Source organism: Streptomyces sp. NPDC048278, from assembly GCF_040652195.1.
Lineage (GTDB): Bacteria > Actinomycetota > Actinomycetes > Streptomycetales > Streptomycetaceae > Streptomyces.
The window spans coordinates 65,670-91,990 of sequence record NZ_JBEZLP010000044.1; the positions used below are offsets into that span (position 1 = coordinate 65,670).

General features: G+C 71.3%; 18 protein-coding genes. 9 read left to right on the plus strand and 9 right to left on the minus strand.

Going from position 1 to position 26,321, the window contains the following annotated elements; all coding sequences use genetic code 11:
- The first annotated feature begins 83 nt into the window (after positions 1-83).
- A complete protein-coding gene (locus tag AB0D74_RS44230) occupies positions 84-869 on the plus strand; it encodes a glucose 1-dehydrogenase (RefSeq protein ID WP_362600070.1) in 786 nt (261 codons plus the stop codon).
- A gap of 1 nt (position 870) precedes the next feature.
- Here the strand turns inward: AB0D74_RS44230 and AB0D74_RS44235 are convergent, their stop codons facing one another.
- A complete protein-coding gene (locus AB0D74_RS44235; RefSeq protein WP_362600071.1) occupies positions 871-1,461 on the minus strand; it encodes a DUF4232 domain-containing protein in 591 nt (196 codons plus the stop codon).
- A 152-nt stretch (positions 1,462-1,613) separates the two neighbouring features.
- Positions 1,614-3,689 carry a carbohydrate-binding module family 20 domain-containing protein gene (locus tag AB0D74_RS44240; protein ID WP_362600073.1) on the minus strand — a complete coding sequence of 692 codons (2,076 nt, stop codon included), beginning with the start codon at positions 3,687-3,689 and terminating at the stop codon, positions 1,614-1,616.
- A gap of 199 nt (positions 3,690-3,888) precedes the next feature.
- On the opposite strand from AB0D74_RS44240, the gene pulA reads away from it, so the two are divergent.
- From pulA to AB0D74_RS44275, 7 genes are all read left to right on the plus strand, one after another.
- Positions 3,889-9,261, plus strand: a complete 5,373-nt coding sequence (gene pulA, locus AB0D74_RS44245; RefSeq protein WP_362600075.1) for a pullulanase-type alpha-1,6-glucosidase — start codon at positions 3,889-3,891, stop codon at positions 9,259-9,261.
- A gap of 74 nt (positions 9,262-9,335) precedes the next feature.
- Entirely contained in the window at positions 9,336-10,970 is a 1,635-nt protein-coding gene (locus tag AB0D74_RS44250; RefSeq protein ID WP_362600077.1) for a fused response regulator/phosphatase, read from the plus strand.
- Positions 10,971-11,539: 569 nt separating this feature from the next.
- Entirely contained in the window at positions 11,540-14,257 is a 2,718-nt protein-coding gene (gene lanL / locus AB0D74_RS44255; RefSeq protein WP_362600079.1) for a class IV lanthionine synthetase LanL, read from the plus strand.
- Between the two features lie 46 nt (positions 14,258-14,303).
- Positions 14,304-14,459: a VenA family class IV lanthipeptide gene (locus AB0D74_RS44260; protein ID WP_362600081.1), complete on the plus strand. Its 156-nt coding sequence runs from the start codon at positions 14,304-14,306 to the stop codon at positions 14,457-14,459.
- Between the two features lie 107 nt (positions 14,460-14,566).
- Positions 14,567-15,664 (plus strand): ATP-binding cassette domain-containing protein, encoded by a 1,098-nt coding sequence (locus AB0D74_RS44265; protein WP_362600083.1) that lies wholly within the window; start codon positions 14,567-14,569, stop codon positions 15,662-15,664.
- Positions 15,665-15,735: 71 nt separating this feature from the next.
- Positions 15,736-16,533, plus strand: coding sequence for an ABC transporter permease (locus AB0D74_RS44270; RefSeq protein WP_362600114.1), 798 nt, complete (start codon positions 15,736-15,738; stop codon positions 16,531-16,533).
- Between the two features lie 34 nt (positions 16,534-16,567).
- Positions 16,568-16,924 (plus strand): isomerase, encoded by a 357-nt coding sequence (locus AB0D74_RS44275; protein ID WP_362600085.1) that lies wholly within the window; start codon positions 16,568-16,570, stop codon positions 16,922-16,924.
- A 132-nt stretch (positions 16,925-17,056) separates the two neighbouring features.
- Here AB0D74_RS44275 and AB0D74_RS44280 read toward each other — a convergent pair whose 3' ends face one another.
- From AB0D74_RS44280 to AB0D74_RS44295, 4 genes are all read right to left on the minus strand, one after another.
- Complete coding sequence (locus AB0D74_RS44280; RefSeq protein WP_362600087.1) at positions 17,057-17,746, minus strand: TetR/AcrR family transcriptional regulator; 690 nt, start codon at positions 17,744-17,746, stop codon at positions 17,057-17,059.
- A 56-nt stretch (positions 17,747-17,802) separates the two neighbouring features.
- Positions 17,803-18,834 (minus strand): PDR/VanB family oxidoreductase, encoded by a 1,032-nt coding sequence (locus AB0D74_RS44285; RefSeq protein ID WP_362600089.1) that lies wholly within the window; start codon positions 18,832-18,834, stop codon positions 17,803-17,805.
- The gene (locus tag AB0D74_RS44290; protein ID WP_362600091.1) at positions 18,834-19,730 is read right to left on the minus strand and encodes a metal-dependent hydrolase; all 897 of its coding nucleotides are present in this window, start codon (positions 19,728-19,730) and stop codon (positions 18,834-18,836) included. Before AB0D74_RS44290 ends, AB0D74_RS44285 begins: the two co-directional genes overlap by 1 nt.
- Before the next feature lie 103 nt (positions 19,731-19,833).
- A complete protein-coding gene (locus AB0D74_RS44295; protein ID WP_362600093.1) occupies positions 19,834-21,759 on the minus strand; it encodes a hypothetical protein in 1,926 nt (641 codons plus the stop codon).
- Positions 21,760-21,922: 163 nt separating this feature from the next.
- Here AB0D74_RS44295 and AB0D74_RS44300 point away from each other — a divergent pair, with 163 nt between their 5' ends.
- A complete protein-coding gene (locus tag AB0D74_RS44300) occupies positions 21,923-22,330 on the plus strand; it encodes a hypothetical protein (RefSeq protein WP_362600094.1) in 408 nt (135 codons plus the stop codon).
- A gap of 84 nt (positions 22,331-22,414) precedes the next feature.
- On the opposite strand, the gene AB0D74_RS44305 is transcribed toward AB0D74_RS44300, so the two are convergent.
- The 3 genes from AB0D74_RS44305 to AB0D74_RS44315 all read right to left on the minus strand — a co-directional run bounded on the left by AB0D74_RS44305 (position 22,415) and on the right by AB0D74_RS44315 (position 26,075).
- Positions 22,415-23,986: a DUF1996 domain-containing protein gene (locus tag AB0D74_RS44305; protein ID WP_362600096.1), complete on the minus strand. Its 1,572-nt coding sequence runs from the start codon at positions 23,984-23,986 to the stop codon at positions 22,415-22,417.
- 173 nt (positions 23,987-24,159) lie between these two features.
- Positions 24,160-24,810, minus strand: a complete 651-nt coding sequence (locus tag AB0D74_RS44310) for a response regulator transcription factor (RefSeq protein WP_362600098.1) — start codon at positions 24,808-24,810, stop codon at positions 24,160-24,162.
- Positions 24,795-26,075 (minus strand): sensor domain-containing protein, encoded by a 1,281-nt coding sequence (locus AB0D74_RS44315; protein ID WP_362600100.1) that lies wholly within the window; start codon positions 26,073-26,075, stop codon positions 24,795-24,797. The genes AB0D74_RS44310 and AB0D74_RS44315 overlap by 16 nt, the downstream gene beginning before the upstream one ends.
- Positions 26,076-26,321 lie beyond the last annotated feature (246 nt).

Genomic DNA, 26,321 nt, shown 5'->3' on the forward strand with positions numbered 1-26,321 from the left:
TCCAGTGTGCGTCGGGCGCCCGGTCTCATCCAGGTACCGCCGGTGCCTGGCTGGGCCCCGCACCCCGGCGCAGGCTGGACAGCATGAACGACACACAGACCACGCATCCGCAGGGCCTGCTGGCCGGCAAGGTCGCCTTCGTCAGCGGCGCCGGACGCGGGATCGGCGCGGCGGCTGCCCGGCTCTTCGCCCGGGAGGGCGCCCGCGTCCTGCTGGCGGCCCGGACCGAGGCCCAGCTCAAGGCGGTGACCGAGGAGATCAGGGCGGCCGGCGGCACCGCCGACCACACGGTGTGCGACCTCGCCGACGCGGCGAGCGTACGCGCCGCCGTCGACCGGACCGTGGAGGTCTACGGCCGGCTCGACCTGGCCTTCAACAACGGCGGGGTGATCCAGCACCCCGGCCCCCTGGACGAACTCCCGGAAGCCGACTTCGACCGGATCACCGCCGTGAACCTCAAGGGCGTATGGCTGGCCATGGCCGCCGAGGTCGAGGCCATCCGCGCCACCGCCTCCGGCGGCGCCATCGTCAACAACTCCTCCATCGGCAGCCTGCGCGCCAACCCGGTCCTGCCGGTCTACGGCGCCCTGAAGCGAGCCGTCAACAGCCTCACCGAGTCGGCCGCCGTCACCTACGGCCCCGAAGGCATCCGCGTCAACGCCATCGCCCCCGGCGGCACGGTCACCGACATGGTCCGCGCCTGGGAGGCGGACACCCCGGGTGTCGTCGACCGCATGAAGGCGCAGACCCCGCTGGGCCGCACGGCCGACCCCGACGAGATCGCCGAAGCCGCCGCCTGGCTCCTCAGCGACCGCGCCTCCTACGTGACGGGCACGGTCCTGCGGGTGGACGGCGGGGCCCGGGCCTAGATCACGGCGTGACGTCGATGTGCCTGGCCAGCGCCGTGACGGAGAGGTCACCGTGGTCGACCCACTGGGGGAAGGCCAGCGTCTTGTGCTTGGTCGAGGCGGGCGGCGTGATCTCCAGGTAGGAGGCGTGCACCGCGCCCGACGTGCCGGTGTTGGCGTGCGTCCAGGCGACGACCGCCTCGGCGCTCTGGCCGTCCTTGAGGACCAGGGTCTTCTTGCCCGGGTCCTTGGCGTACCAGGTGTTGCCCCAGTGCGTGTGGGTGGTGATCGCCTTGTGCGCGGAGTTCTCCAGGCCGAGGCCCGGGTAGCCGCGCAGCGCGCAGGTCTTCCCGCTGAGGTTGCGCAGCCTGATGACGACGCCCTGGTGGTTCATCCCGCCGGCCAGCTGCGTGCCGAAGGTCGCCTTGAGCGCGGCGGCGGAGCAGGTGGGCGTGGCCTTGGCGGCGCTCGGGCCCGCGGCCTCGGCGGTTCCGGCCCAGGCGAGCCCCAGGCCGGCGACGGCCGCGACGGCGAGCACCGCACGGCCGAGCCTGCGGCCGGTGCGGTGCCGGGTGGTGGTGGACAGGTCGGTGGTGTTCCGGTGTGCGTTCACGGTGACAGTGCTCCACTCGCGCTCCGAGGCGCGGGCCGCGAGGTGCGGCCCGCGCCGGCTTCGTGTGCCGTACACAAAGTCAGATGCGCGGTACTCCGGAATTGTTCACGAGAGACGACAGGAAATTTCCGTACCTGTCCGCCACCGCCCGACTACTTCCAGGTGTCACTCGTCGTGTAGCCGGACGAGCTCCCCGTCGTGTACGACCGGTTCGTGCCCGACTCCCAGGTCACGTTCCCGGACGAGTCCTTCTTGATGTACTTGTAGGTGAAGGCCGTGCTCTTCGGGACGATCACCAGCTTGCTCCATGTCGGGTACGACTCCGAGGACAGCGGGATCGCGTCGCCGGTGCTCCAGGAGCCGAGGGAGGCGAGGGAGCCGACGACGTAGACGTTGGTGCCGTAGGTGGTGGTGGCGTACTCGTTGAAGGTGACGTCGGTGGCGTCGGCGTTCGCCACGTTCCAGGAGTTGTTGAGGGAGACCGCCGACGTGGTGGTCGTGGCCGATCTGTTGGCGTTGGACTCCCAGGTCACGTTGCCTGAACTGTCCTTCTTGATGAATTTGTACGTGAAGGACGTGTTGATCGGCACGCTCACCGCGCCCGACCAGATCGGGTATCCGGAGGACGAGAGCTGGACGGCCTTCGAGGTGTCCCAGCCGCCGAGGGCGTCGATGGAGCCGACGACGTAGACGTTGGTGCCGGTGGTGGTGGACGCGTACTCGTTGAAGGTCGCGGTCACCGTGGAGGTGGAGCCACCGCCGCCGCTGCCGCTGTCGTCGCAGCCGACCGTGCAGGTGTAGGAGGAGTTGTAGAAGGCGACGGCGTCCTTCGCGGGGATGGTGATGCTGGCGCTGCCGCCGGAGACGGTGACCGTGCTGTCGCCGCCGTCGATGACGTCGGAGTACGTGCCGTCGGCCATGCCGGTCGCGAAGGTGTAGGTGGCCGACGACGAGCCGTTGTTGACGGCGAAGAAGCCGGCGCCGCTGCGGCCGAAGCCGATGACGTTCGACGACATGGTCTGCCAGTTGGAGACGGCCGCGCTGCCGGCCGCGTTGTGCCAGGCGACCATGCCGACGACGGCGGTGTCGCGGTCGAGGCAGTTCCAGCCGCTGGAGCAGTTGGTGTCGGTGACGAAGCCCGCGGAGTTCGGCGGTGCCTGGTCGCTCTGGGTCCACTGCCAGCTGGAGTAGATGGTCGGCGTCGACCACTTGTAGGCCAGCTCGAAGAGGTTGGCGAGCTTGTAGCTGTCGCCGTCCTTGTACGACATGTGCAGGCCGTTGCGCTCGGTGTCGTGGTTGGTCACGAAGGACACCGAGTTGGCGGCGGGCAGGATGCCGCTGCTCTCCAGGGACGACAGGTCGCTGACGTTGCCCTGGAAGGCCGACTTCATCTTGCTCGCGTAGGTGAAGTCCAGGACGTCACCGGAACCGTAGTAGTCGCTGGGCTGCGGGGTCGAGCCCGGGTACACCTCGTCGAAGACGTACGGCGCCGCCCCGGACGTCGTGGTGTTCAGCTTGGCGACGATGGCCGCCATGTCGGTGGCCGGGATGTGCTTGGCCGAGTCGACGCGGAAGCCGTCGACGCCGAGCGCGATCTGCTTGTTGAGGAAGGCGGCTAGGCCCGAACGGACGTTGTCCGCACTGGTCTTGAGGTCGGGCAGGCCCAGCAGCTCGCAGTTCTGGACCTGGGTGAGGTTCGAGTAGTCCTGGATGGTCAGGTCGGAGGTGGGGCAGTCGGCGGAGGTGTGGTAGTCGCTCGGGTCCCAGTCCGGGGTGTCGTACTTGTTGGTGATCGTGGTGCCGTCGTAGCCGGTGCCGGTCTGGGCGGCGGTGTGGTTGATCACCGCGTCGGTGTAGACCTTCACGCCCGCGGTGTGGCAGGCGGTGACCATGGCGGCGAACTGGGTGGCCGTGCCGAAGCGGCTGTTCAGGGTGTACGAGTAGGGCTGGTAGACGTCCCACCAGTAGTAGCTGGACTGCTTGAGGGACTCGGAGGGCGGGGCGACCTGCACCGCGCCGTACCCGGCCGGGCCGAGCACGTTGGTGCACTCGGACGCGATCGAGTTCCAGTTCCATTCCCAGAGGTTGGCGATCACGTCGCCCTTGGCGGTGGTGTCCGCCTGTGCGGCGGTGGCCGGCAGGGCGACGACGCCCGCCAGCGCCAGCGCGCCGGCGGCGATCGCGACGGCTGTGCGTCTGAAGACACCCGGGGGGCGGTGTCCGGTCATGTGCGGCTCCCAAACAAGAGGGACAGGCTTCAACAACCCTGGAGCGTGGGCCAGTTGAGACAACGCGTCAATACGCGCCGTGAAAGTTCTTGCTGTGAGTTTCAAGCCTCTTGCTGTAAACCTTTCGTTAGCGATACGGTCGCGCGGGGTCGGACCCAGACGGATCCAAGAGAGCCGCTATCGCTAGGAGTTCACGCCGGTGATACATGTCAGACGGGTCGCGGTCGTCGCCGTCGCCGCCCTCGCCGCCGCGCTCGTGCAGCCGGTCGCCGCACACGCCGCCGCCCCGCCCGCGCCCCCTTCCGACGCGCGACTCGCCGCCGAGCCCGCCCGGCACGACGACACCCGCGAGCAGTTCTACTTCGTCATGCCGGACCGTTTCGCCAACGGGGTCACGGGCAACGACAAGGGCGGCCTCACCGGCTCCCGGCTCTCCACCGGCTACGACCCCACCGACAAGGGCTTCTACCAGGGCGGCGACCTCAAGGGCCTGACCAACCGGCTCGACTACATCAAGGGGCTCGGCACCACCGCCATCTGGATGGCCCCGATCTTCAAGAACAAGCCCGTGCAGGGCACCGGGAGCAACGCCTCGGCCGGCTACCACGGTTACTGGATCACCGACTTCACCCAGGTCGACCCGCACTTCGGGACCAACAAGGACCTGGCGACCCTCATCTCCAAGGCGCACGCCAAGGGCATGAAGGTCTTCTTCGACGTCATCACCAACCACACCGCCGACGTCGTCGACTACGAGGAGAAGTCCTACGACTACCTCTCCAAGGGCGCCTTCCCCTACCTGACCAAGGACGGGCAGCCCTTCGACGACGCCGACTACGCGGACGGGAAGAAGAAGTTCCCGGCGGTCTCCACCGCCTCCTTCCCGCGCACGCCGACGGTCACCAGCCGGTCGAAGGTGCCGTCGTGGCTCAACGACCCCACGATGTACCACAACCGGGGCGACTCGACGTTCGCCGGCGAGTCCGCGACCTACGGCGACTTCTCCGGCCTGGACGACCTGTGGACCGAACGGCCCGAGGTCGTCAGCGGCATGGAGAAGATCTACGAGCGGTGGGTGAAGGACTACGCCATCGACGGCTTCCGGATCGACACCGTGAAGAACGTCGACATGGAGTTCTGGACCCAGTGGGCGACCGCGCTCGACACGTACGCGGCGCAGCACGGCCGTAAGAACTTCTTCATGTTCGGCGAGACGTACTCCGCCGACACGTCCGTCACCTCGCCGTACGTCACCCAGGGGCGGCTGGACGCGACTCTCGACTTCCCGTTCCAGGACGCGGCCCGCTCCTACGCCTCCCAGGGCGGCAGCGCGCAGAAGCTGGCGAGCGTCTTCGACGACGACTACAAGTACACGACCGACAAGGCGAACGCCTACGAGCAGGTCACCTTCCTCGGCAACCACGACATGGGCCGGATCGGGTACTTCCTGGAGCAGGACAACCCGAAGGCCACGGACGCCGAACTGCTGGCCAAGGACCGGCTCGCCAACGAGGTGATGTTCCTCAGCCGGGGCAACCCGGTCGTCTACTACGGCGACGAGCAGGGCTTCACCGGCTCGGGCGGTGACAAGGACGCCCGGCAGACGATGTTCGCGTCGAAGGTCGCCGACTACCTGGACGACGACGAGATCGGCACCGACCGCACCGCCGCCAGTGACTCCTACGACACGAGCGCACCGCTCTACCAGCGGATCAGCGCTCTCGGCAAGCTCCGCAAGGACAACCCGGCCCTCGCCGACGGCGTCCAGACCGAGCGCTACGCGGCCGACGGCGCCGGGATCTACGCGTTCACCCGGACGGACGCGAACACCGGTCAGGAGTACGTCGTCGCCTTCAACAACGCGGACACGGCGAAGACCGCGACCTTCGCCACCGGGTCGGCCGGGATGCGCTACCGCGCGGTCTACGGCACGGACGGCACCGTGACCTCCGGCACGGACAACGGCGTCACCGTCACCGTCCCCGCCGAGTCCGCCGTCGTCTACAAGGCGGCCGGTCCCCTCGCCAAGCCCGCCACCGCACCCACCCTGACCCTCACCGCCCCGGCCGCCGGAGCCACCGGCACCGTCGGCCTCACCGCGGACGTCACGGGTGGGCAGCTCGACCGTGTCGTCTTCGCCGCCCAGGTCGGCAACGGGAAGTGGACCGTCCTCGGCTCGGCCGACCACGCCCCCTACAAGGTCACCCAGACCCTCGCCGCGGACGTCCCGGCCGGCACCGCCCTGCGCTACAAGGCGGTCGTCGTCGACACCGCCGGGCACACCTCCGGCGCGCTGGCCGCGAGCACCTCCGGCACCCCGCCCGCCGCCGGGACGCCCACCGCCTCCTCCCGCGACTACGCGGTCGTCCACTACAAGCGCACCGACGGCGACTACGCCGACTGGGGCCTGTACGCCTGGGGCGACCTCGCCGACGGCGAGGCGACCACCTGGCCCGCGAGCCACCCCTTCACCGGCCGCGACGCGTACGGCGCCTTCGCCTACGTCAAGCTGAAGCCCGGCGCCGCGAACGTCGGCTTCCTCGTCATCGACAAGGACGGGAACAAGGACGTCTCCGCCGACCGGTCCATCGACGTCACCAAGACGGGCGAGGTCTGGATCGAGCAGGGGAAGACGGACGTCCTGACCGAGAAGCCGGCCGCCGACTACCCCGCCCAGGACACCACCGAGGCGGTCGTCCACTACCACCGCGCCGACGGGGACTACGACGGCTGGGGCCTGCACGTCTGGACGGGCGCCGCGAACCCCACCGACTGGTCGAGCCCCCTGAAGCCGGTGAAGACCGACGCCTATGGCGCGGTCTTCGAGGTGCCGCTCACCGAGGGTGCCACCAGCCTCAGCTACATCATCCACAACGGCGACGAGAAGGATCTCTCCGCCGACCAGTCGCTCGACCTCAAGGCCGACGGCTACGAGGTGTGGCTGTTGAACGGCCAGGAGAAGTACCTGCTCCCGCAGCCCGCCGGCAGCGCAGCCGCGCTCGACCTGACCACCTCCAAGGCGGTCTGGATCGACCGGGACACGGTCGCCTGGGACGGCGCCGACGGCGCGGTCTCCACCCAGCTGGTCTACTCCCACGACGGTTCGATCGCCGTCAAGGACGGGGCCCTGACCAGCGACGACGAGCGGTGGCTGCGGCTGACGAAGACCACCCTCACCGACGCGCAGAAGGCCAGGTTCCCGTACCTGAAGGACTACACGGCCTGGTCGGTCGACCCGCGCGACCGCGGCCGGGTGCGCGAGGCGCTCGGCGGACAGCTCGTCGCCTCCCAGCGCGCGGCCAACGGGGCCGTGCCGGCCGCGACCGGCGTGCAGCTCGCCGGGGTACTGGACGACGTGTACGCGAAGGCCACCAAGGCCGCCCTCGGCCCGGTCTTCCACCACGGGAAGCCGACCCTCTCCGTGTGGGCGCCGACCGCGCAGTCCGTCGCCCTCGAACTCGACGGCGCGGTCAAGCCGATGCACCGCGACCCCGCCACCGGCGTCTGGTCCGTCACCGGCCCCGCGTCCTGGAAGAACAAGCCCTACCGGTACGTCGTGAAGGTCTGGGCGCCCACGGTCCGGAAGGTCGTCACCAACAAGGTCACCGACCCCTACTCGGTCGCCCTCACCGCCGACTCCGCGCGCAGCCTCGTCGTCGATCTGGACGACAAGTCGCTGGCGCCGGGCGGCTGGTCGACGTACACCAAGCCCAAGGCCGTCCCGCTGAAGGACGCCCAGATCCAGGAGCTGCACGTCCGGGACTTCTCGGTGGCCGACTCCACGGTCCCGGCCGCCGACCGGGGCACGTACCTCGCCTTCACGGACAAGAACAGCGACGGCTCCAAGCACCTCAAGGCCCTTGCGAAGGCCGGGACTTCGTACGTGCACCTCCTCCCGGTCTTCGACTTCGCGACCGTGCCCGAGAAGAAGGCCGACCAGGCGAGCCCCGGCTGCGACCTCGCCTCCTACCCGGCCGACTCCGAGCAGCAGCAGGCGTGCGTCTCCGCGGTGGCCGCGAAGGACGCCTACAACTGGGGTTACGACCCTTACCACTTCACGGTCCCCGAGGGCTCGTACGCCACCGACCCGGACGGCACCGCGCGTACCGTCCAGTTCCGCAGGATGGTCAAGTCGCTCAACGGCGACGGGCTGCGGGTCGTCATGGACGTCGTCTACAACCACACGGCGGCCGGCGGGGAGGCGGACACCAGCGTCCTCGACCGGATCGTGCCCGGCTACTACCAGCGGCTGCTCGCCGACGGCAGCGTCGCCAACAGCACCTGCTGCGCCAACACCGCGCCCGAGAACGCCATGATGGGCAAGCTGGTGGTGGACTCGATCGTCACCTGGGCGAAGGAGTACAAGGTCGACGGGTTCCGCTTCGACCTGATGGGCCACCACCCGAAGGCCAACATCCTCGCGGTCCGCAAGGCCCTCGACGCGCTGACCCTGAAGAAGGACGGCGTCGACGGCAAGAAGATCATCCTGTACGGGGAGGGCTGGAACTTCGGCGAGGTCGCCAACGACGCCCGGTTCGTGCAGGCCACGCAGCAGAACATGGCCGGCACCGGCATCGCCACCTTCTCCGACCGGGCCCGCGACGCGGTGCGCGGCGGCAGCCCCTTCGACGACGACCCCGGCATCCAGGGCTTCGCCTCCGGCCTCTACACCGACCCCAACTCCTCGGCGGCCAACGGCACCACGGCCGAGCAGAAGGCCCGGCTCCTGCACTACCAGGACCTGATCAAGGTCGGTCTCACCGGCAACCTCGCGCAGTACCGGTTCACCGACAGCGACGGCAAGGAGGTCACCGGCGCCGGGGTCGACTACAACGGCTCGCCCGCCGGATACGCCGACGCGCCCGGCGACGCCCTCGCCTATGTCGACGCGCACGACAACGAGTCGCTGTTCGACGCGCTGACGTACAAACTGCCGGCCGGCACCTCCGCGTCCGACCGGGCCCGGATGCAGGTCCTGGCGATGGCCACGGCCGCCCTCTCGCAGGGGCCCTCGCTCTCCCAGGCAGGCACCGACCTGCTGCGCTCCAAGTCCCTGGACCGCAACTCCTTCGACAGCGGCGACTGGTTCAACGCCGTCCACTGGAACTGCGCCGACGGCAACGGCTTCGGCCGCGGGCTGCCGACGGCCGCCGACAACCAGTCCAAGTGGTCCTACGCCAAGCCGCTGCTGACCTCGGTGAAGGTCGGCTGCCCGCAGATCGACGGGACCTCGGCCGCCTACCGGGACCTGCTGCGGATCCGTACGACCGACAAGGCGTTCTCGCTGGGCACGGCCGCGCGGGTGCAGGCGGAGCTCTCCTTCCCGCTGTCCGGGACGGACGAGACGCCCGGCGTGATCACCATGGAGCTCGGCGACCTGGTCGTCGTGTTCAACGCGAGCCCCGCCCCGCAGGAGCAGCGGGTGGCCGCCCTGGCCGGAACCGGCTACCGGCTGCACCCCGTGCAGGCGTCGGGCGCGGACTCCGTCGTCAAGGCGGCATCGTACGAGCGGGAAACGGGTACGTTCGAGGTTCCGGGACGCACGGTGGCGGTGTTCTCCCGGACGAGGTGACCGTGGCCTTACGTCGGTGGGGCAGGCCCGGGACCGGGTACTGCCCCACCGGTGTCTGTCCAGGGGCTGGGAGAATGGACGTCAACGGCAAGCTGACCGACACGACCGTGCTGGTCGTGGACGACGAGCCCGCGAGCCGGTACGCGATGGGCACCGTCCTGCGGCGGGCCGGTCACCAGGTCGTCGCCGTCGCCGACGGCCGGCAGGCGCTCGCCGAGCTCGACGTACGGCTGCGCAAGGGCGCCCTGCCCGACGTCGCCCTCGTCGACGTGCACCTCCCGGACATGAGCGGCTTCGAACTCTGCCGCCGGCTGAAGGAACGGCCGCACATGGCCGGCCTGCCCGTCGTGCACTTCTCGGCCCTGCGCACCGCCCCGGTGGACCGCTGCCCGGGCCTGGACACGGGCGCCGAGGCGTATCTGGCGGTGCCCGCCGATCCGGAGGAGATCGAGGCGGCGGTCCGGTCCGCGGTGCGCGCCGCCCGGCTCCGCGCCGACGACCAGGCGCTGGTACGGCGGCTGAAACTGCTGTCGCAGACCATCGTCACCATCCAGGCGGCACGCTCGCTGCACGAACTGGCCGACGCCGCCGCGGACGGCGCCGCCCGCCTCCTCGGCTGCCCCGCCGCCGTCTTCGTCCTCGACCAGGACGACGAGCTGTACCGCGGCCTGTACCGGGAGCGCACCTCCCTCGCGCTGCCGGACGAGGGCGCCCACCGGGACGTGGCCGGTCTGCTGCGGCGGCTCACCCGCGGGCAGTCCGGGGTCCGCATCACCACCGTGCCGACCCCGCTGTGGCCCACCGGGTTCTTCCGCCCCGGGGTGCAGCACGACGCCCGGCTGACGCTGGTCCTCACCCAGGACGGCAAGGTGCCGGTCTGCGTGGCCACCCCGACCCGCGGGCAGCGCAGGGTCGACCCGGAGAACGAGGCGCTGCTGGCCCAGCTGGCCCAGGCCACCGCGCTCGCCGCCGAGCCGCTGCTCATGTACCAGGTGGAACGGCATGTCGCGCTCACCCTCCAGCACAGCTTCCTGCCCCGCCCGCACCAGCTGCCCGAGCTGCCGGGCGTCGACATAGCGGTCCGGTACGAGCCCGCCTCCCAGGAGACCGAGATCGGCGGCGACTTCTACGCCGCGCTGCGGGTCGGCGACGGGGTGCTCACCGCGGTCGGGGACGTCGTGGGGCACTCGCTGGACGCGGCCACCGTCATGGTCGAGCTGCGGCACGCGCTGCGCGCCTACTGCCTCACCGAGAGCGACCCGGCCGCCCTCGCCGAACGGCTCGACAAGCTGCTCCAGCACTACCACGCCGAGGTCACGGCCACCGTCTGCCTGGCCCTGATCGACCCGGGGACCGGACGCACCCGCGTCGCCAACGCCGGGCACATCCCGCCGCTGATACTGGGCGAGGACGGCAGTGCCGAGTACGTCAAGGCGTCCGGTCCGCTGCTCGGCGTGGGGCTGCCCCACCCGCCGCCCACCGAGCTGGTCCTCGAACCCACCGACCGGCTCCTCATGGTCACCGACGGCCTGATCGAGACCCGCGGCACCGACCTCTCGGTCTCGATGGAACAGCTGCGGGCCGCGGCCGGCGGTGCCCTGCCCGGCCTGGAGGCCCTGTGCGACACCCTCCTGGCCTGCTTCGGCCGGGACCGTGAGGACGACATCGCACTCCTCGCGCTGAGCCTGGCCGACCGGGCCGCTCGCTGACCTCGTCCGCCGCGGAGGAACGCCGACCGGTCCCAGCTGGCGCTATGGCGAATTCGAGCGGAACCGAGCGGAATCGCGCGAAGTCGAGCGGAATCGAAAGGCGGACGAGAAGTGGTACGGGCTATTCCGTGCCGATAGCGTTCGCCATGGCCATGACTGTCACTATTCGTGGTCGATTCCCCGCTTGATCGAAGCCGCGGACCGGCCTATAAAGAATGTGGAGCGGAATCTTCCGTCGCCGGGTGCGTAAGATCCGCTGGGAAGGCTGGGGTCGGCGTGCCGGTATGGGTCTCCTGAATCCGCCCCCGTCACCGGGATTTGATTCGGAGTTAATTGGTGCACACTGTTTATTAATCCAGGGTGCGTTCCGCGGTGTCCTCGAACGCGTGAATTATTTTCCGGTGCGGTGGCGTTTATACGCCCATATCTGCGCCGGACTGCGCCCTCTATCAACGGTGCAACACCGTGCGCTCATGGAAGCAAGTAGCGGCCGGCTGGCGGGGGTTGTACGTTTTTCCTCACCGAGGGCATATTCCAACCAGCGGTTCTCGCCGTTGAGAGGGACACGCATGACGAGCCACGCAACCGAATTCGAACTCGAAAGTCTGCTCCGCCGGGCGTTACAGGCCACAGGTACCGGCGCGCGTTGGACGACCGACGCGGACGACATGTGGTGCCGCCTTACCCACCAGTCCGGTATGCAACGTCGGCAGGGCTGGAAATTGCACGTCTCCGCCACGGCCGCCTCCGCGCCGAAAGTGCTTGAGAAAGCGTTGGAAGTGCTGCTGCGCGACGAGTCGGCTTTCAAGTTCGTGCGGTCGCTCGAACAGGTGAGCGCGCTCAATTCCCGCGCCACGCCCCGGGGAAGCTCGGGCAAGTTCATCACCGTCTACCCGGCCTCCGACACCGCCGCCGCCCGACTCGCGATGGAGCTGCACGGGGCCACCGCGGGACTGGCCGGCCCCCGGATCCTGTCCGACCAGCCTTATGCCCCGAACAGCCTGGTGCACTACCGCTACGGAGCCTTCGTCGGCCGGCGGCGGCTTTCGGACCAGGGGCTGCTGGTCTGGTTCATCGAGGACCCCGACGGAAATCCCGTGGAGGACAAGCGCACCGGGCAGTATTCCCCGCCCTCCTGGGCGGTCAGCCCCTTTCCCGCCGCGGTACCGCTGCCTCCGCGGCAGGAGAAGAAGGCGGCGAACCGCCCGGTGCTGCTCGGCGGCCGGTTCGCCGTGCGGGAAGCGATCCGGCACACCAACAAGGGCGGCGTCTACCGCGGCACCGACGTCACCACCGGCGCACCTGTGGTGATCAAGGAGGCCCGGCCGCACGTCGAGGGCGACGCGTCCGGCGCCGACGTCCGCGACTGGCTGCGCGCCGAGGCCAGGACGCTGGAGAAGCTCAAGGGCACGGGGCTGGCACCGGAGCCGCTCGCGATGTTCGAGACGGGCGGGCACCTGTTCCTCGCCCAGGAGGAAGTACCGGGCGTGCCCCTGCGCAACTGGGTCGCCGAGCGCTTCCGGGACGTCGGGAGCGAGAGCTACCGGGCGGACGCGCTCGCCCAGGCCGGACGCCTGGTGGAGCTGGTCGCGGCGGCCCACGCCCGCGGCTGCGTCCTGCGGGACTTCACACCCGGCAACGTCATGGTCCGCCCCGACGGCGAACTGCGCCTGATCGACCTGGAGCTCGCCGTCCTGGAGGACGACGTCCCGCTGCCGACCCGGGTGGGGACCCCCGGCTTCAGCGCCCCCGAGCGCCTGGCGGACGCACCGGTCTCCGCGACGGCCGACTACTACAGCCTCGGCGCCACCGTGTGCTTCGTGCTCGCCGGGAAGATACCGAACCTGCTGCCCGAGGAACCGGACACCAGGCCCGCCGAACAGCGGTTCGCGGAGTGGCTGGCCGCCTGCGACGAAACCCTGGGTCTGCCGGCCGGCCTGCCGGAGACGATCCTCGGGCTGACGAAGGACGATCCCGCCGAGCGCTGGGACCCCGTCAGGGCGCGTACGGCCCTCCGCGCCGCGGACCCGGCGCGACCGGGTCAACCCGCCGCCGGAGCGAGGCGGCCCGCCGCCGGGCCGGGGCCCTCCGCCGCCGGGCCGCCGGAGACCGGCGATCCGGACGGGGCGGTGCAGGACGCGATCACCGGCATGGTGGAGCACCTCGTCGACACCATGACCCCCCGCGACGACCGGCGGCTGTGGCCCGTGTCCACCCTGGCCGGCGAGACCGACCCCTGCACCGTGCAGCAGGGCGCCGCAGGTGTACTGGCGGTCCTGACCCGGTACTTCGAACTCACCGGCGACCCACGCCTGCCGGGTCTGCTCCGCACCGCGGGCACCTGGATCGCGGCCCGCACCGACACCCGCGCCATCCGTCCGGGCCTGCACTTCGGAGGCCGCGGCATCGCCTGGGCGCTGTACGACGCCGGACGCGCCGTCGACGACCGCACGCTCACCGACCACGCGCTGGCCCTGGCACTCGCCCCGCTGGAACCGACACCCAGTCACGACATCACCCACGGCCGCGCGGGCAGCGGACTCGCCGCCGCCCACCTGTGGCGCCGTACCGGCGACCCACGCCTGGCCGAACTGGTCGTCGACGCGGCCGACCGGCTGGCCGCCGCGGCCCGGCCCGAGGTGCCCGGCGTGAGCTGGCCCGTCCCCGCGGAAGCCGTCTCCGAAGAGGCCGGCAAACGCTATCTGGGCTACGCACACGGAGCGGCGGGCATCGGCAGCTTCCTCCTCACCGCCGCAGCCGTCTCCGAACGGCCGGAACACCTGGAGCTGGCCGTCGCCGCCGGAGAGCTCCTGGTCGCCAACGCCGTGCAGGTCGGCGGAGCGGCCCAGTGGCCGGCCCAGGCCGGCGACCCGCCCACGGCCCCGTACTGGTGCCACGGCTCGGCGGGCATCGGCTCCTTCCTGGTCCGGCTCTGGCAACGGACCGGGGACAAACGATTCGGCGATCTTGCCCGCGGCGCCACGCACGCCGTCGTGGAGCGTGCCTCCCGGGCCGCCCTCACCCAGTGCCACGGGCTGGCCGGCAACGGCGACTTCCTCCTCGACATGGCCGACGCCACCGGGGACCCCGCCTACCGGGCGGCGGCCGACGGCCTGGCCCGCCTGATCGTCTCCGAACGCGCCCACCGCGACCGGCACGTCGTCTTCCCCAACGAGTACGGGGACGTCTCGACGAGCTGGAGCGACGGGTCCGCGGGAATCCTGGCGTTCCTCCTGCGGACCCGCCACACAGACCCCCGGCACTGGACTGTCCAGCAGCCGGGCTGAGCGACAGGAAATCCCCTGTCGTCACCGCTCACAGAAGGAGAATGTCATGGAGAACCAGGCCCTCGAGCTGCTGGCCGAACTGCACGCCCTTCCGGAGACCGACCCGGTCGACTTCGACGGAGCGTCGTACTCGGGCACGTGCGCGTGCGTCGGCCTGCTGACGCTGCTCAACACCGTCTGCGTCGGCATCAGCTGCGCGTAGCCGAAGAACTCCGGCCGGTGGCCGCCCTCGGGCGGCCACCGGCCGGAGCCGAGCCCGCTGCGGCCGGCAGGCCCGCGGAAGACACCCCCGTGGACGAGGACTCGACCATGCAGCCACCCGCCGGTGACACCGCTCGTACCCGGACGACCGTGCCGACCGCCGCTGTCCCGCACCCGGACGCCACGGAGCCCGCCGCACGGCCCGGGTACGCCATCAGCACCCGCGGCCTGGTCAAGAGCTACCCGGGCCCGGACGGAACCGCCACCCACGCCGTTCGCGGCCTCGACCTGGACGTCCTCGAAGGCGAGACCTACGCGTTCCTCGGCCCCAACGGTGCGGGGAAGTCCACCACCCTCGCCCTGCTGTGCGCGCTGACCCGCCCCACCGCAGGACGTGCCACGGTGGCCGGTGTCGACGTGCTCGACCGGCCGGACGAGGTGCGCGCAACGGTCGGGATGCTCTTCCAGCACAGCGCCCTGGACCCGGACCTGACGGCCGAACAGAACCTGCACGTCCATGCCCGCCTCTACGGCCTGAGCCGCCGTCACGCCCGCCCGCGCGTCACCGAGATGCTCGAAACGGTCGGACTGACCGACCGGCGGCGCTCCCCGGTACGCACCCTGTCCGGCGGCATGCGCCGCCGTCTGGAACTCGCCCGCGGCCTGCTGCACGCCCCCCGGGTGCTGTTCCTCGACGAGCCGACCACCGGGCTCGACCCGCACGCCCGTGCCCAGGTCTGGGAGCACCTGCGCGCACTGCCCGAACGGCACGGCTGCACGCTCCTGGTCACCACCCACTACCTGGAGGAGGCGGAGCACTGCGACCGCCTCGGCATCATCGACCAGGGCCGGCTCGTCGCCCAGGGCACGCCCTCCGCCCTGAAGGCCGCGATCGGCGACGACCGGGTGGTCCTGCGCACCGGCGACGACCCGGCGGCACGGCAGGTCGTGGGCCGGACCGCGCCGCCTGGCCGCGCCGTCACCCTGGACGCCGAAGGGGTGTCCCTGCGGGTGCCCGACGGCAGCGCCTGGATTCCCCGCCTGTGCGTGGCCCTCGCGGACCACGGCATCCCGGTGCACGCCGCGTCCGCGACCCCGCCGACCCTCGACGACGTCTTCTTCCACCACACCGGCCGCAGCATCCACGGCCCCGGGCCGCACCCGGCACCGGCCGCCCCCACGGCAGCGGCGGAGGAGACCCCGTGACCGCACCCGCCCGCCCGGCCGAGGACGCCTCCGCCACCTCTGACGGTCCCGGCCGCCCGCCCGGGACCCGCCTGCGCCACGAACTGCGCGCGGTCCACGCCCTGGTCCACCGCGACCTGCTGCGCCTGTCCGTCCAGCGCGTCCACACCGCCCTGATGCTGCTCGAGCCGGTGCTCTACCTCTTCGTGCTCGGCGGTGGCCTGGCCGCCCTGATCCCGAACTCCTCACTGGGCGTCGGCTACCAGGCCTACCTCTTCCCGGGCATGCTGATCATGACGGTCCAGGCGCCGGCCATCATCGTCGGCATCCGCCTGATCACCGACCGGCAGAGCGGCTACCTCCGCGAACTCCTGATGGCCCCGGTCCGCAGGTCCACCCTGTTGCTCGGCACCTGCGCCGGCGGCACCCTCGTCTCCACGGTGCAGGGCGCCGTCCTGCTCGGGCTGGGCGGTGCCGTCGGCCTGCCCTACGACCCGCTCCTGCTGGCGCTGCTCCTCGCCGCCCTGATCCTCGCCTCGTTCACCGTCACGGCCCTGTCCCTGCTGCTGGCCGTCAGCCTCGACCGGCCCGAGGTCTTCCAGATGCTGCTCGGCCTGGTGATGATGCCGCTGCTCTTCCTCTCCGGCGGCTTCTTCCCGCTGGCGAACCTGCCGGGCTGGGCCCACACCCTGTCCGTCGTCAACCCGCTCGCCTACGGAGTGGACCTGCTCCGCCGCTGCATCGCGCTGCGGGTACCGCACCAGGCGGCCGGCGTCGGCGTCGAGTGGTTCGGCCGGCGACCGCCCCTGCTCCTGGAGGGCTCGCTCCTGCTGGCCGGCGGGGTCGCGGCCCTGCTCTGGGCGGCCCACCGCTTCGGCCGCCCCGACTAGGCTGGGCCCCGGTTGCCGTAGAACAGGAGTGCTCATGCCGCAGATCACCGTCGACTACACCGCCACGGCGGACTCCGCCTTCGACAAGGCGGGCTTCGCCCGGGCCCTGCACACCGCCGTGGTCGAGATCGCCGCCGCCAAGCCCGAGGCCTGCAAGACGCTGTTCCGCGCCGCCGACGAGACCGCCTTCGGCTACGACGCCGACGGGGGGCACGTCATCGTCCACGTCACGTTCGGCCTGCTGGCCGGCCGCACCGACGAGACGAAGGCGAAGCTGACCGAGGCGACCCTGGAGCTGCTCCGGGACCACCTGAAGCCGGAGGGCTCCGTGCTGCACGCGTCCGCGGAGGTACGGGACCTGGATCCTTCGTACCGGAAGTACGAGAGCTAGGCTGCCGCGCCGTCGTGGTTGCTCGCGCAGTTCCCCGCGCCCCTGAAGGGGCGCTCACCGCAGCGCCCTGCTTTTAGGGGCGCGGGGAACTGCGCGACCAGCCCCCACGCAGCGCAGCCGGCAACGGTAGGCCTAGCCCGCCAGGGCGATCAGGCGGGCGGCCAGGTCGGCGAACGGGCCGTCGGTCGGCTCCCCGTGCACCATCCGCTTCACCAGCGCCGTCATCTCCTCGTCGTACGCCGCACTCACGGCCGTCAGCGCAGCGAAGTCGTGGACGAGCTGGATCTCCAGCTCGGCGCGCGGGATGCGCCGCCCGTCCAGCCAGATCAGTGCCGTCGACTCGGCGAGCGAGATCCAGGAACGGACGACCAGTTCCAGGCGGGCCGGCGCCTCGGCGATGTCGAGGTGGGAGAGGATCTGCTCGTAGGCGACCTGCCGTACGGAGTCGATGAGCGCGTTGGTCGCCGAGGAGCCGACCGCCGGGCCACCGCGCATCAACGCGGCGAAGCCGGGCCCGTGTTCGTCGACGAAGTCGAAGAAGCGGCGCATCACACGCAGCAGCCTCGCCCCGAGCGGACCCTCGTGCGGTTCCTCGAAGCGGCCCGCGAGATCCTCCGAGGCCCGCTTCAACGCGGCCTCGTACAAGCTGAGTTTGCCGGGGAAGTAGTGGTAGACCAGTGGCCGCGAGATACCCGCGGCCGAGGCTATCTCGTCGATGGAGACCTCGTCGGGCGAGCGACGGCTGAACAGTTCGAGGGCGACGCCGATCAACTGCTGCCGCCGCTCCTCGACTCCCATCCTGCGGCGTACCCCGGTTGTCATGCGAACACCTTACCGATCGGATCCGGCCTCCCACGGACCCGACCCTTCACGGGTGTTCACAGATCCAGCACAAGTCTCCCACTTCGGGCCCGCGACACACAGATGAGCATCGAGTCGGCACGCTCCGTGTCCGTGAGAAGCTCGTCGCGGTGCTCCACCTCCCCTTCCAGGACCCGCTGTTGGCAGGTCCCGCAGAACCCCTGCGCGCAGGAGTACGGAGTGTCGGGCAGCTCCGTACGTACCGCGGCCAGCACGGACTCGTCGGCCAGTACCGTCAACGTCCGCCCGCTGCGCCGGAGTTCGAGTTCGAAGGCGTGGTTGCCGCCGGTGTCGGCGCGCGGCGCGAAACGTTCGAGGCGGACCGCCGGGAACCGCTCCGCCACCGCCGCCATCAACCCCTCGGGACCGCAGCAGTACACCGCCGCGCCCGCCGGGACGGCCAGCGCGTCGAGGTCCGGACGCCCGTCCTCGTCCTCCGCGACGACCGTCACCCGCTCGTCCCCGGCCAGCTCCGCCAGGAACGGCATGGACCCGCGCGTCCGCCCGCAGTACAGCAGCCGCCACGCCACCCCGTCCGGCACGGCCCGCACCATCGACAGGATCGGCGTGATCCCGATGCCCCCGGCGACGAACACGTACGAGGCGGCCTCGACGAGCGGGAAGCGGTTGCGCGGCCCGCGCACCTCCAGCTCCATGCCCTCCACGACCTGTTCGTGCACCTCCCGCGAACCGCCCCGCCCGTCCGCGACCAGCCGGGCGGCGACCGTGTACGACGAGGTGTCGGCCGGGTCCCCGCAGAGCGAGTACTGCCGGACCAGTCCTGACGGCAGCACCACGTCGAGATGGGCGCCCGGCTGCCAGGGCGGCAACTGCCTTCCTTCCAGGCGCAGTTGGACGACCCCGTCGGCGATCGTCCGGTGCGAGGAGACCAGCAGCCGCAGCGCCCGGGAGCGCGGCCGGCCGGAGGTCGGCGGGTCCAGGGCCGGCATCGGCCACAGCGGGGAGGCCTCGATACGGCGGCGCAGCGCCCGCCTGACCAGCAGCGCGGCGCCCGCGACGGCGACGGCGGTCCGCAGCCTCGGCGTCATCACCTGCCCTCCTGCTCGGCGGCGAGCGCGGCGGGGGAGGAGGCCAGGTAGGCGACGGCCTGCTCCGTGGAGCCCTCCTGGGAGGGGTGGTAGGTGCGGCTGAGGTAGCGCGGGATCGACTTCAGCATGTCCCCGGTGGCGGGCAGCGTGCCGCGCCGGCCGGCCAGGTAGAAGTCCCGGAACCGGGCCCGGCCCGCGTCGAGCGTCGGGTCGTTCGCCATGAAGAAGCGGGCGCCGCGCTGCCACAGGAACACGATCGCCGTGAACGCCGTCGCCCAGGTCCGCACCCGGCGCCGGTAGCCGCCGTCGAGGTGCAGGAACAGGTCGAAGGCGACCGACCGGTGCTCGACCTCCTCGGCGCCGTGCCAGCGCAGCAGGTCCAGCATCATCGGGTCGGCGCCGCGCCGGTCCAGTTCCCCGGCGTTGAGCACCCAGTCGCCGAGGAAGGCGGTGTAGTGCTCGATGGCCGCGATCAGCGCGACCCGTTCGAGCAGCCACCAGCGCCTGGCCCGCCCCGGCGGCAGGGTCCGGTCGCCGAGCAGCTTCTCGAAGAACCAGTCGACCTGCGCGGTGTACGGCGTCGGGTCGAGACCCTGTTCCCGCAGGTGGGGCAGTACCTCGTCGTGGGCCTGGGAGTGCATTGCCTCCTGCCCGATGAACCCGACGACGTCCGCGCGCAGCCGCTCGTCCCGGATGAGCGGCAGCACCTGCTTGTAGACGTGCACGAACCACCGCTCGCCGGCGGGCAGCAGCAGGTGCAGCACGTTGATGGTGTGCGTCGCGAAGGGATCGCCGGGCACCCAGTGCAGGGGGGTGTCCTCCCAGGCGAAGGACACGTTGCGGGCCTTGAGCGCGATGTGCTCGGAGGGCACCGGCTGCGGCTGCTTGTTGGACATGGCGTCAATGTACTGACGGGTAGGTGGCCTGAGAAGACCTCGGGCCCACCTTGTTTACGCGAACGTCAGCAAGGCGCCGTGGCGGGCCTCCGGCGGTGCCGGCTCACCGCAGCCCGCTGATCGCGCTCCCGTCCTCCAGTGTCCCCGCCAGGTCTGCCTGGGCGCCCTGCTTCGCCCTCGCCACCAGCTGGGTCCCCTGCGCCGACGCCGTGACCCCGCCGGTCGCCCGGATCGACGCGGTGTCACGGCTGCCCGCGGCCAGCAGGTACCAATGGCCGCCGCCGGACTTCCACAACACCCCGGCCAGCACGTGCGGATCGCGCGGACCGCAGGCCGTCACGTCGCCCCCCTTCGCCGCGACCGCCCCGTACCGGCTGCCCGGCGTCCGGAACTGGGCCAGCGACACCGTCCCGTCGCCCCGCCAGGTCTCGGTGCGCGTGCACACCCACGACCCGGCGCCACTGGCGTCCGGCAGCTGCTGCTCGGCGAACGCCCACGCGTTGACACTGCGCACCCCGGCCGACCGCTCCGCGGCCAGCGAGCAGGCGAACGGTGCCCAGTCGCGCAGTGCCGCCGCCCCCGTGGCCTCGCCGGTCCCGCCGGGCCGCCCGGCGGTGAGCCGGGCCGGTACCAGTTCGCCCAGGTCGGTCGCCAGGTGCACACCCTGCGCGTCGGTCAGCTGGAGCACGTTCCAGGACGTGCACGTCTCCTGCTGCACCGCGGGGCTGGCCAGCGGCCCGGTCACCCCGTCGGTCAGCCCGAGGTCCAGCGCCCCGGAGTCCGGCTTCGTCAGGTCCCGCTCGGCCGCCCCGGTCACCCAGGGGGCGGTCAGATAGCGGACGTTGCCGTCGGAGCGGCCCAGGACCAGGGCGCTCGCCTCCACGCCGGTCGCGCCGTCGGCACGGGCGAAGTCCAGGGCCGCGCCCTCGGTACCGTCCTTCGGCTCGGCGTAGCGGACGATGCGCAGACCGTCGTAGAAGATCGCCACCCGGGCGCTGTCCACCACGCCCGCGTACAGCAGCTGGGGTGGTCCGGCCGCGCCGCCGGTCTGGGTGCCGGGGGTCGCCGAGACGCGGACGGTGGCGCCGGGGCGGGCCCAGACGGCGAGGGCGCGGCGCAGCAGCGCGGTGTCGCCGGTGAGGGCGCCGCGGGCCGGCCAGACGGAGAAGTCGGTGCGCGCGGCGGTCTTCCAGGCCCCGGTGGGGACCTTCGTCAGCTGGGCCGGGTCCAGGGCGGCCTGGGCGGCCGGGTTCTGCGCGTACACCGGGGCGGCTGCGCCGTCGGCGCCCCAGCCGCCGCCCGGCAGCGCGACCAGCGCCCCGCACACGGCGAGGGCGGCAGCCGCGGCGAGCGCGGCCTTGGTGTGCCGGCGGCGGCGCACCAGGTCGGTGGGCCGGGCCTGCAGCGAACAGGGGTCGAACTCGGGGGAGTCGAGCAGCGGGTACTCCGCCGGGACGCCGTTCGCCTCGGCGAGCGCGCCCTCGGGGTGCTCGACGCCGGCCGCCTTCAGCAGCCCCCGTACGTCGGCGTCGGGGAGCTGTTCGAGGCCGCGCAGCGCGTAGGCGGCGCGGGCCGGTCCTGAGAGGGCGGCGAGCCGCTGGTCCAGGGCGAGTTCGTCGGCACCGCCGGAGCGCGGGAAGAGCCGCAGGCCCCACACCTGGGGGAGCAGCGGCGGCAGCTGGGCCCGCTTCGGCCACGCGGTGAGCCGCAGCGGCCGGCCCGCCTCCAGCGCCGCACACACCACTTCGAGGCGGACCAGCGCGTACCCGGGGTCGGTCCGCCGGCCGTCGGACTGGGCCGGGACCACCGGGACCTGCTTCCGGCCCCGGGGCAGCGCCCGCTGGACCAGGGCGTGCGCGGTCAGGACGCGACGGCCGCGCGCGAGCCCCGGCGGCAGCACCAGGTAGGCGAGCCGGACCAGCCGGGGGTAGTGCTCGACGAGCGCGGCCTCGGCCTGCTCGACGTCGACGGCCGGATGCGGGGCTCCGGCGGAGGCTGCGTGACGCTGGGCTACATCCTGTGACTGCACGTCCTGAAGAACGAGCGACCCGTTGGTTGGTCACCGCCACACGGGTGACACTGCGGTGTCCGCACGATGTGAGCCGATGTGAGTGGTTCGCGGCCCGCAGCCGTATCGAAGGGGACGGGCCCCCTGAAGGCACCCGGGGCCGGCAATGCGACCGGAGGAACAGATGAGGTTGACCCGACCGATGCTCGCCGTGGCCGGCGCCGTGGCCGTACTGGCGCTGGCGGGCTGTGGATCCGGAGACAGCGACGCGGCGGCCAAGATCCCGGTCACGGCGACCGGCAGCCTGGAGAGCCTGGCCGCCAAGGTGAAGTGCACCCCGGACATGCAGATCGACTCCGACGAGGTCCGCCAGGCGATCTGCAAGGTCCCCGCCGGCAAGTTCGTCTTCGCCACCTTCGCCACCGACCGCGGCCAGCGCGAGTGGATCAACGACGCGAAGGACTACGGCGGTTTCTACCTCGTCGGCCGCAAGTGGGTCGCCGTCGGCACCGACAAGCTCGTCAAGACGCTGCAGACCACCCTGGGCGGCTGGGAGGAGATCGGCACCGACCACAGCAAGCACACCAGCTGACGGTCCCCGAGGGCATACGGAAGCGGGCGGTGGGAGAATCCCACCGCCCGCTTCTTGGTGCTATCGGCTAGTCAGCGCTGTCGGCTACTGGCACCGCTTGCCGGAGTTGATGCAGTTGGCGATGGTGGTCGCCAGGTTGTTCTTGAAGACCGCGATGAAGTCGTCGTGGTCGGTCGCGGACTTGTGGAGCTGCTCCGGGAAGCCGTCCACCGCGTAGGCGTTCTTCACCTGGCCGTTGACGATGCTCGGCGGGGTGACGTTGTAGACCAGGCGCATCGTCAGCTGCGGGATCGCCTTGAAGCCGTTCCCGCAGACACCGCTCGCCGGGTCCGCGAACGCGACGTGCGTGCGGTGGTTGGCGCTGTCGATGTTCGTGCCGTCCCAGCAGCTCTGGAAGGCGAAGGTGCGGACCACCTGGCTGCCCTGCGGGCAGATCGGGTACTGCTCGGTCAGCTGGACCTTGTTCTCGAAGCCGGTGCAGCTCCAGTGCGCGTTGGCGTTGGCCAGACCGTTGGTCGTGGTCTTGGCGTCACCGGTGATGATGCGCAGGAACTGGGGCATCGCCGTGACCTTGCTGGCCGGGCTGCCGACGTACTTGATCTGGGCCTGGACCGGGGTCAGGATCTTGCCGACGTTGCCCTCGGTGCCACCGCCGGCCGCGTTCTGGTCGAAGTCCTGCGAGCCGTCCTGCTCACGGACGACCGGCCAGTAGTACGCCGACAGGTCGCTCTGGTTCTGGCAGCTGGTCTGGTCCGCGATCAGCGTGTCGTTGGTCGCGAACGCGTCGACCTTCTGGTTGCCGACGTAGTCGTGCAGGTGGTGCGCTCCGTTGGTCACGCCGGGCGCCACGATCACGTTGTCGGTGTTGTGGTTCTTGTTCGCGTTCACACCGCACTTGGTGGTGAACGAACCGGTCGAGGCCTGCTGGCCGTTCTGCGGCTTGCCCTGGACGTTGGCGGCGACCTTCGTGATGTCCACGAAGTCCGCGGCGGTCGGGCCGTTGCCAGCCTGTCCGCCGATGCCCACGTCGACCGGGGTGCTGGCGCTGGCGCTCGGCGCGGCGGTGGCCTGGCCGCCGCCGTTGTTCTGACCGCCGTTGTTCTGGCCGCCGTTGTTGTTCTGGCCGTTGTTGTTGTTCCCGCGGCCACCGTTGTTGCCCCGGCCACCACCGGCGGTGGTCTGGTTCACGGTCTGCGTGGTGCAGGCGGCGAGCTGCGAGAGCGCGCTGTTGAACTGGCCGCCGACCCGCGTGACGTCGATCCTGATCCGGTCGATCGTGGCCGCCCGCTTCTCCTTCAGGGGGCCGATGATCGCGTTCTGCACGAAGTTGGCGTCACCCGCCTGCGCCTGGCGCGTGGAGGCGAGCCGGGAGTAGGCCTCGGTGATCTGCTTGTCGAGGTTCGCCAGTTCCGTCGCCACCCCCTGCTTGGCCTTGGCGGGCACGCTCGTCAGCTTCTGGCCGACGTCCGGGCAGGAGATGGTCGCCACCGTCGCGGAGGCGGCCTTGGTGTAGTTCTGCGCAGAGTTGTTCGACTCGTGAGCCGAAGCGTTCATCTGCGCGTAGAGCAGCCCGCCCCCGCCGAGTGCGACAGCCGCCGATGCGGCTATGACCTTGACGGTCAGCGGCGAGCGGCGTTTGCGTATGTTGCGTCCCATGGAACTCCTCAGACCTTCCTTGCGGGGCGGCATCGAGGCGCCCGACAGGAGTGAAGCGGCGTCCTTTCATACGCACCCCGTCTCAGGCGTGTTCAGGCGTCTCACAAATTCATCAGAGATTTGTTACGCACTTGGGGCACAACAGCCGTTTGAGCAGGGCAATTTCTGGAAAATCAGCGGTCGCGGTCCAGATACGCGAGCACCGCGAGGACGCGCCGATTGTCGTCGTCCGACACCTCAAGTCCCAGTTTGGTGAAGATGTTGGAGGTGTGCTTCGCGATGGCCCGTTCCGTCACGACGAGCTGGGCCGCGATCGCCGCGTTCGACCTGCCCTGCGCCATCAGCTCCAGGACCTCCAGCTCGCGCGGTGTCAAGCCCCCGAGCGGCCGGTCGTCGGCCCGCCGGGACAGCAGCTGCTGGATCACCTGCGGGTCCATGGCCGTACCGCCCGCCGCGACCCGCCGTACGGCGTCCACGAACTGCTCCGCGTCGAAGACCCGGTCCTTCAGCAGGTACCCCACCGCGCCGCTGCCGTCGGCCAGCAGCTCGCGCGCGTACAACTGCTCGACGTGCTGGGAGAGCACCAGCACCGGCAGCCCCGGCCGGTCCCGCCGCGCCCGGAGCGCGCACTGCAGCCCCTCGTCGGTGTGGGTCGGCGGCAGCCGGACGTCGACCACGGCCACGTCCGGCCGCAGCTCGGCCAGCGCACGGTCGAGTTCGGGGCCGGACTCGACGGCGGCGGCGATCTCGAAGCCGTAGGCCTCCAGCAGCCGGACCAGCCCGTCGCGGAGCAGGAACAGGTCCTCGGCTAGGACAACGCGCACGGAATCTCCATGGTGACCATGGTGGGACCGCCCGCGGGACTGCTGACGGCCAGGACGCCGTCGAATGTACCCAGCCGCCGCTCCACCCCCGTGAGCCCCGACCCGGCCCCGATCGCCGCGCCGCCCCGGCCGTGGTCGGTGACCGAGATCCGCAGCATGCCGCCGCCCTCCGGCACATGGTGCAGATCCACCCATATCCGGTCGGCCCCGGAGTGCTTGACCGCGTTGGTCAGCACCTCGCTCACCGCGAAGTACGCGGCCGACTCCAGCGGCGCGTCCGCCCGCCCCGGCAGCTCCACCGTCACCTCGGTCGGCACCGGCAGCCGCAGCGCCAGCGCCCGTACGGCGTCCCCGAGCCCGCGCTCGGCCAGCACCGGCGGATGGATGCCCCGGACCAGGTCCCGCAGCTCGCCCAGCGCCTCCACGGACGCCTGCCGGGTCTGCGCGAGCAGCTGCCTGGCTTTCTCCGGATCCTTGTCCAGCAGCATCTCGATCGTCCCGAGGTCCATGCCCATGGCGACCAGCCGGGCCTGCGCCCCGTCGTGCAGGTCCCGCTCGATCCGGCGCAGCTCGGCCGCCGACGTGTCCACCGCGTCCTTCCGGGTCTCGGTCAACACCCGGACCCGCTCGACGAGTTCGCCCTTGCCGGGGTCGAGGAGGGCGCGGCTGAGCCGGAAGTGGACGGTCAGCAGGGCGGGTGCGTAACGGGAGGCGTTGACGAGGAGGACGGCGCCGAGCGCGGCGGCCCCGAGCGCGGTCGCCTGGTCGGTGACCGGCACGAAGCCGTACCAGTAGGTCTCGCCGTTCGCGAGCACCCGCCACAGCCCGGCGGCCATCGCGAACCCCTCGAACGGATAGAACACGAGCACCGCCGGCAGCAGCGCGGTCACGAACCCGGCCGTCAGGTCCACGGACAGCCACAGCAGGTCCCGCCCGACCTGCGGGTCGCCCAGCATCGCGAACGTCCTGGTCCAAGGGGTGGCGTCGGCCGGGATCTCGCGGTAGGCCGACCGGATCCGCACCCCGCACCACTCGTACGCGAACCGCCGCCGTACGTCCGCCACGTCCCGCACCCCGCCCAGGATCCACGGTGTGGTGACGATGCCGACGCCGACCGGGATCAGCGCGACCGACACCGCGACCAGCGTGAAGCAGAGCGCCGACACCGGCAGGATCACCACCGCCAGCGCCAGCCCCCGCACGGCGGCGATCAGGCTCTCCCGGGCCCTGGCCCGAAAGCCCCTGCTGTCTGTGTTCGTCGTCATGCCGTCAGTCTGTCCGACCGGACGAGCGGGGGGCACTGGCCCGAAGCCCCATGTCAGGGGGTGGTGCTGGGTACACCCCACGACCTGCCGGCTGTCGGCTGCGGCGCCGTCGTGGCTTGTCGCGCAGTTCCCCGCGCCCCTTACGGGGCGCTGTCCGGGCCCCGTAAGGGGCGCGGGGATGCCCGGCTCGGCGCTCGCCGGGCGGATGGCGGTGCGGGCGGGTGCGGGCGTGGCCGTCGACCACAC

What these genes read in the sequence shown, in the direction of transcription:
- AB0D74_RS44290 (WP_362600091.1), bottom strand. Translation starts at nt 19,730, where the DNA reads ATGTCCAACAAGCAGCCGCAGCCGGTGCCCTCCGAGCACATCGCGCTC.
- AB0D74_RS44265 (WP_362600083.1), top strand. Translation starts at nt 14,567, where the DNA reads ATGCAGCCACCCGCCGGTGACACCGCTCGTACCCGGACGACCGTGCCG.
- AB0D74_RS44300 (WP_362600094.1), top strand. Translation starts at nt 21,923, where the DNA reads ATGAGGTTGACCCGACCGATGCTCGCCGTGGCCGGCGCCGTGGCCGTA.
- AB0D74_RS44230 (WP_362600070.1), top strand. Translation starts at nt 84, where the DNA reads ATGAACGACACACAGACCACGCATCCGCAGGGCCTGCTGGCCGGCAAG.
- AB0D74_RS44315 (WP_362600100.1), bottom strand. Translation starts at nt 26,075, where the DNA reads ATGACGACGAACACAGACAGCAGGGGCTTTCGGGCCAGGGCCCGGGAG.
- AB0D74_RS44280 (WP_362600087.1), bottom strand. Translation starts at nt 17,746, where the DNA reads ATGACAACCGGGGTACGCCGCAGGATGGGAGTCGAGGAGCGGCGGCAG.
- lanL (WP_362600079.1), top strand. Translation starts at nt 11,540, where the DNA reads ATGACGAGCCACGCAACCGAATTCGAACTCGAAAGTCTGCTCCGCCGG.
- AB0D74_RS44275 (WP_362600085.1), top strand. Translation starts at nt 16,568, where the DNA reads ATGCCGCAGATCACCGTCGACTACACCGCCACGGCGGACTCCGCCTTC.
- AB0D74_RS44260 (WP_362600081.1), top strand. Translation starts at nt 14,304, where the DNA reads ATGGAGAACCAGGCCCTCGAGCTGCTGGCCGAACTGCACGCCCTTCCG.
- AB0D74_RS44240 (WP_362600073.1), bottom strand. Translation starts at nt 3,689, where the DNA reads ATGACCGGACACCGCCCCCCGGGTGTCTTCAGACGCACAGCCGTCGCG.
- AB0D74_RS44250 (WP_362600077.1), top strand. Translation starts at nt 9,336, where the DNA reads ATGGACGTCAACGGCAAGCTGACCGACACGACCGTGCTGGTCGTGGAC.
- AB0D74_RS44285 (WP_362600089.1), bottom strand. Translation starts at nt 18,834, where the DNA reads ATGACGCCGAGGCTGCGGACCGCCGTCGCCGTCGCGGGCGCCGCGCTG.
- AB0D74_RS44305 (WP_362600096.1), bottom strand. Translation starts at nt 23,986, where the DNA reads ATGGGACGCAACATACGCAAACGCCGCTCGCCGCTGACCGTCAAGGTC.